10 protein-coding genes are annotated in these 14651 nt (G+C 49.1%); 9 read left to right on the forward strand and 1 reads right to left on the reverse strand.

Features of this window, described 5'->3' with window-relative positions:
* Positions 1-232: 232 nt before the first annotated feature.
* Positions 233-3043 carry a M16 family metallopeptidase gene (locus tag ACYZZ0_RS20950; protein WP_461538615.1) on the reverse strand — a complete coding sequence of 937 codons (2811 nt, stop codon included), beginning with the start codon at positions 3041-3043 and terminating at the stop codon, positions 233-235.
* A 628-nt stretch (positions 3044-3671) separates the two neighbouring features.
* Between ACYZZ0_RS20950 and ACYZZ0_RS20955 the strand changes: the two genes are divergently transcribed.
* From ACYZZ0_RS20955 to ACYZZ0_RS20995, 9 genes are all read left to right on the forward strand, one after another.
* A complete protein-coding gene (locus ACYZZ0_RS20955) occupies positions 3672-3890 on the forward strand; it encodes a hypothetical protein (protein WP_461538616.1) in 219 nt (72 codons plus the stop codon).
* 738 nt (positions 3891-4628) lie between these two features.
* Positions 4629-7196, forward strand: coding sequence for a TonB-dependent receptor plug domain-containing protein (locus ACYZZ0_RS20960; protein ID WP_461538617.1), 2568 nt, complete (start codon positions 4629-4631; stop codon positions 7194-7196).
* Positions 7197-7295: 99 nt separating this feature from the next.
* Positions 7296-8099 (forward strand): DUF3450 domain-containing protein, encoded by an 804-nt coding sequence (locus ACYZZ0_RS20965; protein WP_461538618.1) that lies wholly within the window; start codon positions 7296-7298, stop codon positions 8097-8099.
* Positions 8100-8101: 2 nt separating this feature from the next.
* A complete protein-coding gene (locus ACYZZ0_RS20970) occupies positions 8102-9553 on the forward strand; it encodes a MotA/TolQ/ExbB proton channel family protein (RefSeq protein WP_461538619.1) in 1452 nt (483 codons plus the stop codon).
* A gap of 9 nt (positions 9554-9562) precedes the next feature.
* Entirely contained in the window at positions 9563-10084 is a 522-nt protein-coding gene (locus ACYZZ0_RS20975) for a MotA/TolQ/ExbB proton channel family protein (RefSeq protein WP_461538620.1), read from the forward strand.
* A 130-nt stretch (positions 10085-10214) separates the two neighbouring features.
* Positions 10215-10619, forward strand: a complete 405-nt coding sequence (locus ACYZZ0_RS20980) for an ExbD/TolR family protein (protein ID WP_461538621.1) — start codon at positions 10215-10217, stop codon at positions 10617-10619.
* Between the two features lie 13 nt (positions 10620-10632).
* A complete protein-coding gene (locus ACYZZ0_RS20985) occupies positions 10633-11253 on the forward strand; it encodes a TonB family protein (protein ID WP_461538622.1) in 621 nt (206 codons plus the stop codon).
* 3 nt (positions 11254-11256) lie between these two features.
* Positions 11257-12510 carry a tetratricopeptide repeat protein gene (locus tag ACYZZ0_RS20990; RefSeq protein ID WP_461538623.1) on the forward strand — a complete coding sequence of 418 codons (1254 nt, stop codon included), beginning with the start codon at positions 11257-11259 and terminating at the stop codon, positions 12508-12510.
* A 175-nt stretch (positions 12511-12685) separates the two neighbouring features.
* Entirely contained in the window at positions 12686-14647 is a 1962-nt protein-coding gene (locus tag ACYZZ0_RS20995) for an alpha/beta hydrolase family protein (protein WP_461538624.1), read from the forward strand.
* Positions 14648-14651 lie beyond the last annotated feature (4 nt).

A 14651-nucleotide genomic window follows, 5' to 3' on the forward strand; every position in this document is an offset into this window, starting at 1 on the left:
CCTGTGGCAACAGCGGTCGTTATGATTATATTTTTGAAGCTCTCCGACCGGTTTTCCCTGATACAGGTTTTCCTTGGTAAGAATCGGCCGAAGGCTTCACGACATCGGTCTTCAGTAGCCATTTGCACCAGACAGTTTCAAGATCGGGTGCAAATTTTTATTGCAAGTTTGCGGATTCTACTGATTTGTGATGTTTTCGTCACTTATTCCCGAATATGGGTTTAAATTGTCGTCAACCTTCAGGATTAATGACTTCTACTTCACCCAGACCAAGAGCCCGGATCTCAGCCTCAACCTTGTTCAGGTCTCCGACGATAATCCATGCCATGGTATCGGGATCAATCAGGGTGTCAGCAGCCTGTCTTACCGTACGGGTGTCGACGGTCTGCAACAGCTCGCCGTATTGCTGCAAATAGTTTTCCGGCAGTTTGTAGGTAACAACCCTGCTGATAGCACTCAGTAGACTGTCGTTGGTCTCATAGCGTCCAGCCTGTTCTTTCTGGCGATTACCCCGATATTTGGCAACTTCTTCCGGTTGGGCCGGATTGCTGGCAAACACCTGTTGCAGTTCCTTGCGAATTTCATCCAGTGCAGGGCCGGTTTTATCTGTCTGAACAGAAGTACTGATCACAAACGGGCGCTGGCCTCTGGCATCGGCACTGTAGGAGCGGGCGCCATAGGTCCAGCGCTTTTCTTCCCGTAGATTCATATTGATGCGGGAAGTGAACTCACCACCTAGCAAGTCGTTGAATACCTGGAATGAAAGCTCTTCATTCAGGTCGTCTCCGGAGGTTGGCGGCAGCAGTTGGGCTACAGCAATCGTAGATTGTTGGGCTGCAGGCTGATTCAGCAGGTATACCCGGGGTTTGGATGGCTGGGCAATATCCGGGAACTTCAGTGCTGGAAGGGTGGTTTGAGGTGCTTTCCAGTTACCGAAGCTGGCTTTCAGCATGGGCAGCAACTGTTCCATAGTGGTATCACCAACAACGATCAGGGTTGCATTGTCCGGCCGGAACCAGTCGTTGTAGTAGCCTTTTACTGTATCAGCATTGATCGTCTTCAGGGTTTCGGCATCACCGGTACCGGTTCCCGGGGTGGCATAGGGGTGATCGGCTTTGCTATACAGAACCTCTGGCAGTTGACGTCTGATCAGCGAGCGAGGCGTAGCATTCTCTTGCTCCAGTTGCTGCAGGCGTCGGGTTTTCAGTTGTTCCACTGATTCAGCATTAAAGGCCGGATTGGTAACCATATCGGCCAGCAGCTCAAGGCTTGGCTTGAGGTTGGTGCTCAGGGCGCTGCCATAAATAGAAGACAGATCTCGGCTGGTGTTGGTAGATAACTCGGTACCGAGGCTGTCCAGCGCCTGCTCCAGTTCTGAACCTTTGAGGTTATTACTACCCTCTTCAAGCATTTCAAGGGTAAAGGCCGGAATACCGGAGCCGTAGGCACCATGGCTAGAAAGACCGCCATTGAACTGTAACTGGAATGAAATCAGCGGTGTATTCGAGCGTGAAGCCAGTACTACATTGATACCGTTTGCCAGTTGTACTTTTTCGATTGCCGGCAGGTTCAGCTCGGGGGAGCCATTCACTTCCGGAAGCTTGCTACGGTCAGCACCTGCAAGGCCAGCCTTATATTCAGGGAAAGGCACGGTGGTTTGAACATAGACACCATCATTCAGCCACTCACTCGCTGTCGCCTGAACCGAGGCTGGTGTCAGGGCTTCCAGTTGCTGAATATACGTTTGATAGTGGCCTGGATTATTATGATAAACCTCGCCACTGGCGAGAATATCCGACTTGCCACCAAAACCGCCGACACGCTCGGTTTCACGGATAAGCTGAGCCATGCCGCTGAAGCGGGTGCGTGCCACCTCTGCCGGCTCAATACCCTCGTCGATAACGCGCTGCAGTTCTTCCCGGATAATGGCTTCTACCCGTTTCAGATCAGCATCAGGTTTGGTATCCGCAGAGATCATAAACTGACCCGCCAGCTGACGCCCGTAAGCAAAGGCGGACACTTCTGTAGCCAGTTGTTCCTGTTCTACCAGACGTTTGTATAGGCGAGAGCTTTTGCCATCGCCCAGGATAGAAGCCAGCACTTCCAGTTCAACCAGTTCTGAAGTACCCAGCTGGGGCACATTCCAGCTCAGGGTCAGCTGCGGTTGGGGTACGTGGTCCTGCATAATGCGACGCTTTTCACCTGTGCGTTTGGCAATCCAGGCTTCAGGTTTACTCAGTGCCGGTCCGGGCTCGATATCAGCAAAGTACTTGGAGACTTTTTCGCGCGCAGTTTTTTCGTCAATATCGCCAGCTAAAACCAGCACTGCATTGGAAGGTCCGTAGTAGGTTTTGAACCAGTCTTTTACATCATCGAGGCTGGCAGCATCCAGATCGGCCATGGATCCAATAACCGACCAAGAATAGGGGTGACCTGCCGGGAATGTATCTTCTGCCATCTGTGACCAGGACTTGCCATAAGGCCTGTTCTCACCCTGACGTTTTTCGTTCTGAACCACACCGCGCTGGATATCGAGCTTTTCCTGGGTCACCGCATTAATAAAGTGGCCCATCCGGTCGGATTCCATCCACAGCGCCATATCCAGCGCCTGAGTCGGAACCGTTGCAAAGTAGTTGGTGCGGTCATTATTGGTGGTGCCGTTCATATCGGTAGCACCGGCACTCAGGAAAGGAACAAAGAAGTCCTGATCAAAGTTTTCCGAGCCGTTAAACATCAGATGCTCAAACAAATGAGCAAAGCCGGTCTTGCCAAAAGGTTCATCCTTGGAGCCGACCTTGTACCAGACATTTACTGCAACAACCGGTGCCTTGTGATCTTCGTGGACAATGACAGTGAGGCCGTTATCGAGCTGAAACTTTTTATAGTTGATTGCAACTGATGGCAAGGCCGTCCGGGTTGCTTCAGCAAGTTTGCTGGTCTGGGCTGAAAGCGGAGTAGGCTGGATAGCCTGTTGGGTGCAGCCACCTAAAAGCAGGGCTGCAGAAAGTAGCATGGAAGCTTTTCCGATTGATTTACGACTCATCTTTATCCAAATGCAAATTGTTGTTTTTGAATACTGTCTGAATGTGAAGCGATAAAAATATAAAGAAGGCTTCATTACAGCAGTAAAGGCTTCAGAAACCTGGTCCGTGTTCCGGGTGTTTCTGAGAAAAACGTTGTAAAAAGCAATGTGTTTAGAAGACAGACTGCAGGCATGTATACCTGATTAGCAGGCAATGTTAAAGAGTTTGTTATTTACGATATGTTTGGTGTTATTGCTGTCTTTGGTGGTTTGTTTGAATATTTTTTCTTTATTTTTGTTTTTTTCGATAAATTTGGCGCATTGAGAACGATCTGTGGCAGTTATTCATTCACATCAAGGAGCTGATATATGCAAGGATGATAAAAATTTTGCACAAATAATTGATTTGCTTTCGGTGTTGTTGATGTATTGATTGAAGTTGAGCCTGTGGGGGGGGATCCAGTGTATTTCAGATAGATGGCAATTAAGAATCAATATCTGTGAATGGGTATATATGCAGGATTATGCTGTTTATCCAGAAATAGTTAAGAAAGCAGTAAAAAATATTGATCTTTAGTGTTAAATAAAAATCATCATCTATTGAATAAATATTTATTTAGTGTGAATGAAGGACATGATACTCCAACCATTGAGCATTCATATTGCTCTTGGGCTCAAACTGACATTATTAAAAGTAGTGGGTCGTAGCAAAAGTCAGGCTGGTGGTTTTGATAGTAAAACGGAGCCTGCTTGTGAGGCTGGCGAATTTTGTCTGCCAGGAAATTTCATGGAAGCAATCCAGAGACCAGAACATCTGCTTATATGGAGTGATTTTATCTACGGTAATCAGCAAGCAGTCGCTCATTGAAACTGTTTTAAAGCTGGTTTGCTGGTAGCAATCCTGTTTTGATGATTTGTTAGACCATGGTGCAATATTTCATATTTAAAGCATGTCCTGCCCGTCTGCCTTTGGTTTGTGAATTGTACGCTCACTGTTTCGTTTAACGTGGTTTGATGTTGAGTGCCAGGTTTCAAAAAAGTGATAAAAAACGGAAAATTGCTTTTTTTGCAGATTTTGTCCGTGCCAAACGTTTTATGCGCAATAAAAAACCATTGTCGCGAAGCAAAAGCAGAATATTTTTGGTTGTGGTTAATACCTATTTTCTTCTGCGTAATGTTGCTTTTTTGTAAGGACTTGATTTACATTCGGGTCGTCATGAATTTGAAACAGCCCTGTAGGCACTAGCTTACCTGCTTCTGATTACAGATTTGTTGCTGTTTCTGTAGTGTGACATAGCCGTAAAACTATAATAAACGGCGCCCGATATTCAGGAGAGAGATCTCTTCGGGATTGAGGGTTTGACCAGATAAAACGCTGGTCTGCGGTTGTATAAAGGAAGTGTTTAAATCGGGTTTGTACTTTAATTAAAAAAATAAACCCAATTTGATCAAATAGAGTTTGATTGTCTTTTTGATAATAAAAATTCTAACCCCCTGCATATATATTCCGCCCTTGAAGCCTGATATGGCGAAGTACAGCAAAGTAATAACAATACTCGCTGGCCAACAATAAACACTACAAGTGATAGACAGGAATAAAAACAAGATGTTTAAGAGAACAGCGCTTAGCACGGCGGTTGTCGTTGCTTTGGGGGTCTCGGCTGGTTCTAATATCGCCGTGGCTGAAGAAGTAGAAAAGCTGGAAAAAATTCAGGTAACCGGTTCCCGCATCTCCCGCGTGGACGTTGAAGGTGCCACCCCTGTTACTGTTATCTCCCGTGAAGATATCGAGCGTAGTGGTCAGTTGACTGTTGCGGACGTGCTGCGTAACTCCACCTACAACTCCTTCGGTTCTTACTCCGAGCGTTCAGGTTCCTCCTGGCAGAGTAACGCCTTTATCAATATGCGTGGTCTGGGTGCCAGCCGTACTCTGGTACTGTTGAATGGCAAGCGTATGCCACAGGCCGGTGCCCGGGGTGACGGTGCGGTTAACATCAATGCTATTCCGGCAGCTGCTGTAGAAAGCATCGAGATTCTGGCTGACGGTGCATCTGCTGTTTATGGTTCTGATGCGATTGGTGGTGTTGTAAACATCATGCTGAAGAAGGATTTTGAAGGTATTACTGTAGAAGTTGGTACTGCAAATCCGAAGCTCAAGGGTGGTGATGAAGCCAACTTCTCTATCACTGGCGGTACCTCAAATGAGAGGGGCAATATCCTGTTCTCATTTGAGCATGATGAAAAAGACATCATTTACTCTCGCGACTACAAGCCTTCAAGTTCTGGTCTGAGTATTTATGGCCGTAATATTCAGGGCTATGTGGGGGGAGTAAAAACTGACCGTAAAGCACTGGCGGGTGTTGATTGTAGTGGTCTGCTGGTACCTTCCGGCGGCGAATGTATGTATAACTACGCTAATGCCAAGGCTGAAACAGCTGAATCCAAGCGTGACCAGTTTGTTATCAGCTCCAACTACTCCCTGACCAATGATATTGAATGGAGCAACGAGGCTGTTATCGGTCTGAACCGCAGCTTCGGTCAGTATGCGCCTGCTGCAGGTTTCTTCACTGTCAAGCAGGGTACTGTTGGCGGTGCTCCTATTCTGGCAGCCAATGGCTTTGACGCCGACAAGGATGCCACCATGTTCTACCGCTTTAATAAGGTAGGCACCCGTGATAATGAAGTTAAGGACCTGAGTGCAATCTTTACCAGTGCGCTGAACGGCTCTGTAGAAACTTCTTTTGTCGGTGATGTGGACTGGAACCTGGCAGTACGTTACTCCAAGGCCCTGAGTGATGAAAAGGGTACCGGTTACGTTCTGCGAAATGTTGCAGAAGAAGCTCTGAACGAAGGTAAGTACGGTGGTTTTGATCCGGCAACCGGCGAGTTCTCTGACGAAGCAACAAGACAAATGTCCTACGACACCTCCCGTGATATTGAAGTGTCCTACGCTGATATCAGCGGTGGTGTGCAGTTTGACTTTGGTGAGCTGTTTGGTAATACCCTCAGCTGGTATGTTGGTACTGAATTCTCCCGTCAGGACTATAAAGACAAATACGATGCTCAGTCTGCAGCAGATAATGTAATTGGTTCTTCCGGTAACAGCAGTGGCGGTGACCGCAAGCAGAAGGCATTCTTTGTTGAAACTCTGATTCCTCTGCACGATATGGTTGAGCTGAACCTGGCTGCCCGTTACGACAAGTACGATGACTTTGGCAGTGCGGTAAGCCCGAAGGCTTCTGTCCGTGTTCAGCCACTGGATAATCTGGTACTGCGTAGCTCCTTCGCTAAGGGCTTTCGTGCCCCGGGTCTGACTTCCCTGTATCAAGCAAACGCCAACTCTGCAGATTACGCGGTTGACTACGTTAAGTGTGCTAGGGATAGTATTACTGCCTGTGACGGAAACAAAAAGTATGATCGACAATATGACACTGTCCACGCTTCCAACAAGGACCTGAAGGCTGAAAAATCGGAATCCTTTAACTTCGGTGTTGTTTACACCCCGATTGAAGACCTGAACCTGGGTATCGACTACTACAACATTGAAGTAACTGATGTTGTTAACACGCCTACTCTGCAGGAACTGATCGACGCTGAAGTAGCAGGCAAAGGTACTGATGGTCTGATTACCCGTGATGCGAACGGTGAAATCACCGCAGTAACCATCAAGCCGATCAACCAGGGTACTCTGAGCACTTCCGGTATCGACCTGAAAGCTGATTACAACCACGAGATGCCATTCGGTACTCTGACTTACGCAGTAAACGGTAGCTATGTCCTTGAGTACAAGCAGCCTGCATACTACAAGGGTCCGGAAAAAGATATTGTTGGCGGCAATATCGGTAACGATGCATTCCCTGAGTACCGTGTAAATGCTGACCTCGGCTGGATCTCCAACGACGGCATGCACAAGGTTAACTTTGGTCCTCGTCACGTAGCCGGTTACACCTACAACAAGGGCAAGTCCGGTGAGAAAGAAGTTTCCAGCTGGACCAGTTGGGACCTGAACTATCAGGTATCCCTGCCATGGGAAGGTGTTGTGAAGGTAGGTGCCCGCAACCTGTTCGACCGCGATGCACCGCTGCCGACCGATTCCCTGCGTAGTCAGGACCAGCTGGCTAACTACGACTGGAAAGGTCGTACCCTCTACGCCAGCTACACCCAGAGCTTCTAATTACATCTGACTCTGGTTCTGAATGAACACGGCTTCGGCCGTGTTCATGTCTCTATAACAACAATGATTACAGTCAATCATCATGGGAAATGGCAGTCCATGAAATATATAAAAACAAATACCCAAAAGGTACGAGGCCTGTGTGGTCGGCTCGCACTGAGCGCCGCAATCTCGGCTTCACTGATGGCGCCGGCTTTTGCCGCAGATGATCCTCTGAACAGCGCTTTGCAAGCTCAACAGAAAATTGATAAAGCCTCCCAGGTATCCCAGGTGAAGGTTGATAAGCTGTCCGACACCACCCGCGAACTGCTGGGTGAGTACAAGGCAGTGATCCGTCAGGTTGAAGCACTGAAAGTCTACAACCGTCAGCTGCAGAAAGTGGTTAATGCCCAGCAGGCAGAAATTGACTCCATGCTGGCCCAGATCAAGACCCTGGATCAGACCAATATCGAAATCACTCCGCTGATGTTGAAAATGGTGGATGGCCTGGATCAGTTCGTTGAACTGGATGTACCGTTCCAGCTGAAAGAACGTCGTGAACGTGTCGAGCGCCTGCGTGCGACTATGGATAGCCCCAACGTTACGACCTCTGAAAAATACCGCAAGATTCTCGAGTCTTACCAGATTGAAAATGACTTCGGGCGTACCATTGAGGCCTATGAAGCCAGTCTGGGTGAGGGCGATGAAACCCGCACCTACAACTTCCTCCGTATTGGTCGTGTAGCCCTGCTGTATCAATCCCTGGACGGTGCTGAAACCGGTCAGTGGAACAAGCAGACCCGTCAGTGGGAAGTACTGCCGGAAAGCTACCGTGCCGGCGTCAGCCAGGGCCTGAAGATTGCCCGCAAGCAGGCACCGCATAACCTGATCAAACTGCCGGTTCGTGCAGCGGAGGATGCATAATAATGAAGTACCTTCACTCCTTAAAGTCTGCAGTCAAGCCGCTGGCGACTGCACTGGGTCTGACTGTTGCCATGGGCGCTGCCCTGCCGGTCGCTGCTGAAGAACAGGGTCTGACTGCACTGCAAGGTCTGCTGCAGCAAATCAAGGCAGATGGTGTCACTGAGAGCCGTGAAAACAAGGCACGTGAGTCCCGTTTCCTGTCTGACCGTAATAACCAGCGTCAACTGCTGGCCGATGCCAAGGCTGAACTGAAAGCCCAGGAACGTCTCAGCGACAAGCTGCTCAAGCAGTCAGATACCAACGAACAGTCACTGAAAGAGGTTAATAACACCCTCGATATTCGTTCCGGCGAACTGAAAGAGCTGTTCGGTGTTGTACGCCAGTTTGCAGGCGACAACCGTGGTGTATTCCAGGCATCCATGATTACTGCCCAGTACCCTGAGCGTACTGCATTTATGGCAGAGATGGCCGAGAGTAAGAAACTGCCGACTACTGCCAAGCTGGAACAGTTCTGGCACGAAGTCCTGCAGGAAATGGTCGAGTCCGGCCGTGTTGTTGAAATGCCTGCCACCGTTGTTTACGGCGAAGGTAATGAAGCAGAAAAGAACATCATTCGGGTTGGTACCTTTAACGCCATTGCGGATGGCAAGTACCTGAACTACTCCCCGGCCGTTGGCAAGTTCCAGGAACTGTCCCGTCAACCGGATTCTTCAACCTTGTCTGATGTAGCAGGCCTGGAAGCGGCTCAGGAAGGTTACGTACCTTTCTACCTCGACCCTTCTCGTGGTCAGATCTTGTCCTTGTTGGTTCAGAGCCCAAGTGTTCTTGAGCGAATCAATCAGGGTGGTTATGTCGGCTATGTAATTCTGGGCCTGGGTGTCCTGGGTATTCTGCTGGCATTAGGCTTCTACCTCAACCTGACCCGCATCGGTCTGGGTATCCGCAAGCAGCAGAAGACTGAAGAGATCATCAAAGGTAATCCGCTGGGCGACATCATGAAAGCCTATCAGGATAACCGTAAAGCTGATCTGGAAACCCTGGAGCTGAAGCTCGACGAGATCATCATGAAAGCAGCGCCGTCTATCGAACGGGGCGTGGGCTTCATCAAACTGATCGCATCTGTAGCACCGCTGCTGGGTCTGCTGGGTACCGTTGTCGGTATGATCGCAACCTTCCAGGCTATTACCCTGTTCGGTACCGGTGATCCGAAGCTGATGGCTAACGGTATCTCCGAAGCGCTGGTAACTACCATGCTGGGTCTGGTTGTTGCTATTCCGACCCTGTTCGCTCACAGCCTGGTTCAAAGCAAGAGCCGCAGCCTGATTCAGGTGCTGGAAGAGCAGAGTGCCGGCTTTATTGCCAAGCACCAGGAAAATGATCTGAACAAAGGCGCTCGTGAGGTTGTTCAGAAGGTGACAGCTTCTGCCAGCCAAAAGGAAGCGCAGCCAGCGTAAGGAGTACATATGCTCTGGTTACTGGAAGAGCTTGAATCCATTCGTCGTTTCCTCGGTGTGGGTGGCGACGTGCTGATGATGCTGTTTGTGCTGACGTTTCTGCTGTGGGTGCTGGTATTTGAACGCTATCTGTTCTTCTTTACCGAGTACCCGAAGCTGTTCAAGCAGACTGTTGCTGACTGGGAAAGCCGCGAGGACAAACTGTCCTGGACCGCGAAAAAAATTCGCCTGGCGATGATCTCCGAGATCTCCCTCAGCGTGAAACGCGGACTGCCCATGATCAAGACATTGATCGCCCTTTGCCCCCTGCTGGGGCTATTGGGCACCGTAGTGGGCATGGTGCAGGTATTTGACGTGCTGGCCGTAACCGGAACCGGAAGCCCGCGGGCGATGGCATCCGGTATCTCCAAGGCCACCATCCCGACCATGGCGGGCATGGTTGCAGCACTGTCAGGACTGTACTTCAGCGCGCTGCTGGAAAAGCGTGCTGACCGCGCTACTCACCAGATCGCAGATTCGCTCAAGCACTGAGCCGCAGCAATCGAGCAGGCCGCCGGCAAAAATATGAACTGACAAGTGGTTCATGTTCGATATAAAGAGCCCGGCGGCTCACAGGAACAGGATACTCATTCCGGCAGTACGGGAATGGGAGGAATAAAAAATGAGAAGACGCTATAGCAACGGCGCACAGGAAGATGCTGGCATAGATATGACCCCGATGCTCGACATCGTGTTCATCATGCTCATCTTCTTCATCGTAACAACGTCGTTTATTAAAGAAGCCGGTATCGATGTAAACCGGCCGACCGCCAACTCTGCCCAGGTCGTCAAGAAAGGCAATATCATGATTGCCGTCAGTGACACCGGAGCAGTCTGGATCGACAAGCGCCGGGTAGAAGTCGGTGCGGTACGGGCCAACGTTGAGCGACTGAAGGCTGAAAACCCGGAAGGTGCGGTCGTTATCCAGGCGGATAAGGAAGCCAAGTCCGGAATCGTGGTTGAGGTCATGGACCAGGTAAGACTGGCCGGGGTTTACAGTATCTCGATCTCCGCCAAAAACGAGTAAAGCCGGAGGGCCCATGCGTTATTTGATATCACTGGGTCTGGGTTTTGCTGTAGCACTGGGTCTGTTCGGAATTATGAACGGCCTGGTGAACAACAACCGGCATGAACTGGCGAAAGCGGATGATACCCGTATCAGTGAGTTTATCCGGTTGCAGCGGCCTGAGACCGTAAAAGAGAAGAAGCGGGAAATTCCCAAGCCGACACCGAAGAAGCCGCCACCCCCGCCGGAAATGAAAATTTCCCAGCAGGTGGACAAGCCGGTTATCGAACAGGTGAAGATGGACATTCCGAAAATGGATGTTGATCTGGATCTGGCAGTAGGTGATGGAGCTGGATCATTTGCTTCCAGCGGTGTGGCTGCATCCGGTGGACCTGTTCCTTTGAACAAGTTTGCCGTGCAACACCCGAGGAAAGCGCTCAAGCGTGGGATTGAAGGCTTCGTCCTGTTTAGATATACAGTTACACCTCAGGGACGGGTAACTGATATCAAGATACTTCAGGAAAAGCCCAGAGGATATGGCTTCGCGAAGGCTGTTAAAAAAGCTGCAGCTAAATGGAAATTTAAGCCAGCGATGGAGGACGGTAAGCCTGTTGCCAGAGTTCAGGAACAGCCTTACGAGTTTGTACTGGAGTAAACCATGAACGGAATGAAGCGAACGTTTAAAAAGAAAGCCGCGCTGTCATTGCTGGTTCTCGGTTTGAGTGCCGCACTGACCCAGCCGGTCAGTGCCAAGGCCCCGGAAAAAGCTCCGGAGCTGCGGAAGATTACCTATAAGTATGTCCAGAAAGCTCAGGAACAGATGGCGGAAGACGATTATGTCGGTGCCAGAGAAAGTCTTGAGCATGTATTGTCGAAAGTAGGTAGCAAAAAGTTTGACCGGGCGGCTGTGCACCAGATGCTGGGTGTTGTTTATGCCAACCAGGACAACTTTGATAAGGCTCTGAAACACTTCAAACTGTCACTGGCGGATGATGCATTGCATCGTCCGGCAGCGCAGCAAGTGCGCTATAACCTTGCTCAGCTGCAAATGATGCGTGGCGAGTATAAAGATGGTATCGCTACCTTGAAGCAGTGGATAGCTAACCTTGAAGAAGGTGTAGCTGTTCCGGCCAGGGCCTGGATTATGCTGGCTAACGGTTACTCCCGTCTGGAACAGTGGAGGGATGTAATTGAGCCGGCGAAGAAAGCGATTGCCGCGACAGATAAGCCACAGGAAGCCTGGTATACATTGCTTCTGGCGGCTCATTATGAGTTGCAGGACATTCCCCAGGCTATAAAAGTGCTGGAAACACTGGTGATGATTGCACCGCAGAAAAAACAGTACTGGTTGCAGCTTTCGGGCATGAATATGTCCATCAAGAAAGATGCAGCAGCACTGTCTGCATTGCGGGCAGCATATCGGCATGGTTTGTATAACAAGGAAGCAGACTATACCCAGCTGGCCAACTTCCTGACCTTCAGGCAGGTACCATATCAGGCGGGAATGGCCTATCAGGAAGGTATGGACCGTGGTGTGGTGGAAAAGAATTATGCCAACTATAAAAAGCTGGCAAATTTCTGGTCACATGCCAAGGAATCTGACCGTGCAATTGCAGCCTTTAATTCAGCCCTTGAACTGGATAAAAAGCCTGAGTTGCAGATCAAGCTGGCACGTATGCTGGCTCAGGCTGAACGCTTTGACGAACTTCTGAAGCTGGCGGCAGATCCAGCTGAAGATATGACCGAGAAGCACCGTGGTGAACTGCTGTTCCTGACAGCAATGGCTCACTACCAGCAGGGCAACACTCGTAAGGCACTTGAGCTGATGCGTACTGCAGCCAAGATGCCGGGCGGCAAGAGTCAGGCGGGTACCTGGATCAGTTTCCTGGAGCAGGATCTGGCCAGCAGCTGATCATATCAAACAGGGAGCTTCGGCTCCCTGTTTGTTTATTACGATTGATATCGAATTTGTAAAACCGTTTTCATCCTCCCTCCCTCGTACTGCCATTCGGGCGCATACCCGAGTGGGAGGGAGGATTTTCTGCTTTAAACAACGAATAACAACAATAAAGAAGAAAGGAAGTTAGATGCATAAAAGCATTGCCGTCCTGATTGCAATGTTGCTCAGCAGTGTGTGCTTTTCCCTGAATGCAAAGCAGCCATCTATTGATGACTTTGTGACATGGGGTAAGTATCGAAATATAAAAATATCTCCGACAGGTAAATACTTTTCTGCCACCGTTCGAGAGCAAGGTAAAAATAAAGTTGTAGTGATTAACCGGAAGTCTATGCAAGTGACAGGGGTCATTAACTTTAGTGGCCGCTCTCAGCCAGGCAAGACTTTCTGGGTAAATGATGAACGTATCGTTGCTCATGTTCTGAAAAGTACTGGCAGTCTGGATACGCCACGTGATTTTGGCAATGTGTTTGCCATGAATGCGGATGGCAGTCGTAAAAAGTATATTTTTGGCTATCAGTCTGAGCATGGACGCTCAACAGATGGTTTGATGTCTGTGTTGTCCTGGCTGAAGGATGATCCTAAACATATTTTGGTAGCGTCTACTGCGTTGAGTTTAAACTCTTCCAACCGTGTTACAGCATACAAGTTGAATGTTTATACCGGTAAAAGAAGGAAAGTAGCGAAGTCTCCGGCAAGATACGGTGGTCTGCTGGCTGACAGTAATGGTCAGGTTCGTTTTGCTACAGGAAAGTTGGTTGAGGGAGAGAAGAACTTTCAACTGTTGCACTACCGCAAAGATAATAACAGCGACTGGGAACTGTTGAAAAAGTCAGAAGAAACCAGTGCTGATATCTCGCTGATTGGATTTTCAGATGATAATAAAAAGGTGTATCTGACATCATCCCGCAAGCATGGCGATGAAACTGCAGATACCAACGGATTATTCAGTTTTGATGTTGAGTCCGGCCAGTGGGATCTTGTCTATCGCCATCCCCGGGTTGATATAGAGTATGTCGAATATTGGCAGGATACGCCTGAAGCCGTTCATATCACTCCGGATTACAGCAAGGTTGTAGTGCTGGATGAACAAAGTCAGGTTGGTCGCTGGTATTCCGTGCTGCAAAAGAGTTTTCCCTATTCGGAAATTATGGTGACCAGTGCAACCAGGGATCGCAAAGAAGCTATTTTGCATGTCCGTTCTGAAAAAGATCCTGGTACCTATTATCTCTTTAATGCCGAAAAACAGACACTGGCACAAATCTTTTCGACGGCACCGAAGCTGGAGTCAAAGGAGCTGGCTGTTACCGAGGCTTTCAAGTTGAAAGCAAGAGATGGTGAAGAGCTGTTTGGATACCTTACTCTGCCTGTCGGTCAGCAACAAAACCTGCCAATGATAGTGATCCCCCATGGTGGCCCCCATGGTCCAAGAGATACCTGGACTTATGATCCTGAGGTGCAATTGCTGGCCAGTCGTGGGTATGCCGTTTTGAAAGTCAACTTCCGTGGCAGTGGTGGTTATGGTGCCCGGTTTGAGCGTCTGGGTTATGGCGAATGGGGCGGCAAGATGATTGACGATATGACCGACGCCACTCAATGGGCCATATCGCAAGGTATTGCAGATGAAAGCAGGGTCTGTATTTACGGCGGTTCCTATGGTGGTTATGCCTCACTGATGAGTGTGGTGAAAGAGCCCGACCTTTACCAGTGTGCAGTGGGGTATGTTGGTATTTACGATCTGGAGCTGATGTTTCAGGAAGGTGATATCCAGAGTTACTGGATGGGTCTTAACTATTTGAAGAAAGTACTGGGAAAAGATCAGGATAAACTCACTGCATTTTCTCCTGCAAAGCAGGTTAACAAGATCAAGGCAGACCTGTTTATTGTGCATGGTGAAGCTGATGAGCGTGCACCTTTTGAGCATGCCCAAGTATTGAAAGCAGCTCTGGATAAAGCCGGTAAAGACTATGAGTGGCTGACTAAGGAAGATGAAGGTCACGGTTTTGTTAAGAAAGAAAACCGTCGTGAGCTTTACCAGAAAATGATCGCTTTTTTTGATAAGCATACAAAACCCGTTAAAGCATCTGAATGACTAC

Origin of the sequence: Spongorhabdus nitratireducens (assembly GCA_947387575.1) — a bacterium.
Lineage (GTDB): Bacteria > Pseudomonadota > Gammaproteobacteria > Pseudomonadales > Endozoicomonadaceae > CANDOC01.

Bases quoted from the DNA above. Each gene is read 5' to 3' on its own strand.
- ACYZZ0_RS20950 (WP_461538615.1), bottom strand. From the start codon at position 3,043: ATGAGTCGTAAATCAATCGGAAAAGCTTCCATGCTACTTTCTGCAGCC.
- ACYZZ0_RS20960 (WP_461538617.1), top strand. From the start codon at position 4,629: ATGTTTAAGAGAACAGCGCTTAGCACGGCGGTTGTCGTTGCTTTGGGG.
- ACYZZ0_RS20965 (WP_461538618.1), top strand. From the start codon at position 7,296: ATGAAATATATAAAAACAAATACCCAAAAGGTACGAGGCCTGTGTGGT.
- ACYZZ0_RS20970 (WP_461538619.1), top strand. From the start codon at position 8,102: ATGAAGTACCTTCACTCCTTAAAGTCTGCAGTCAAGCCGCTGGCGACT.
- ACYZZ0_RS20975 (WP_461538620.1), top strand. From the start codon at position 9,563: ATGCTCTGGTTACTGGAAGAGCTTGAATCCATTCGTCGTTTCCTCGGT.
- ACYZZ0_RS20980 (WP_461538621.1), top strand. From the start codon at position 10,215: ATGAGAAGACGCTATAGCAACGGCGCACAGGAAGATGCTGGCATAGAT.
- ACYZZ0_RS20985 (WP_461538622.1), top strand. From the start codon at position 10,633: ATGCGTTATTTGATATCACTGGGTCTGGGTTTTGCTGTAGCACTGGGT.
- ACYZZ0_RS20990 (WP_461538623.1), top strand. From the start codon at position 11,257: ATGAACGGAATGAAGCGAACGTTTAAAAAGAAAGCCGCGCTGTCATTG.
- ACYZZ0_RS20995 (WP_461538624.1), top strand. From the start codon at position 12,686: ATGCATAAAAGCATTGCCGTCCTGATTGCAATGTTGCTCAGCAGTGTG.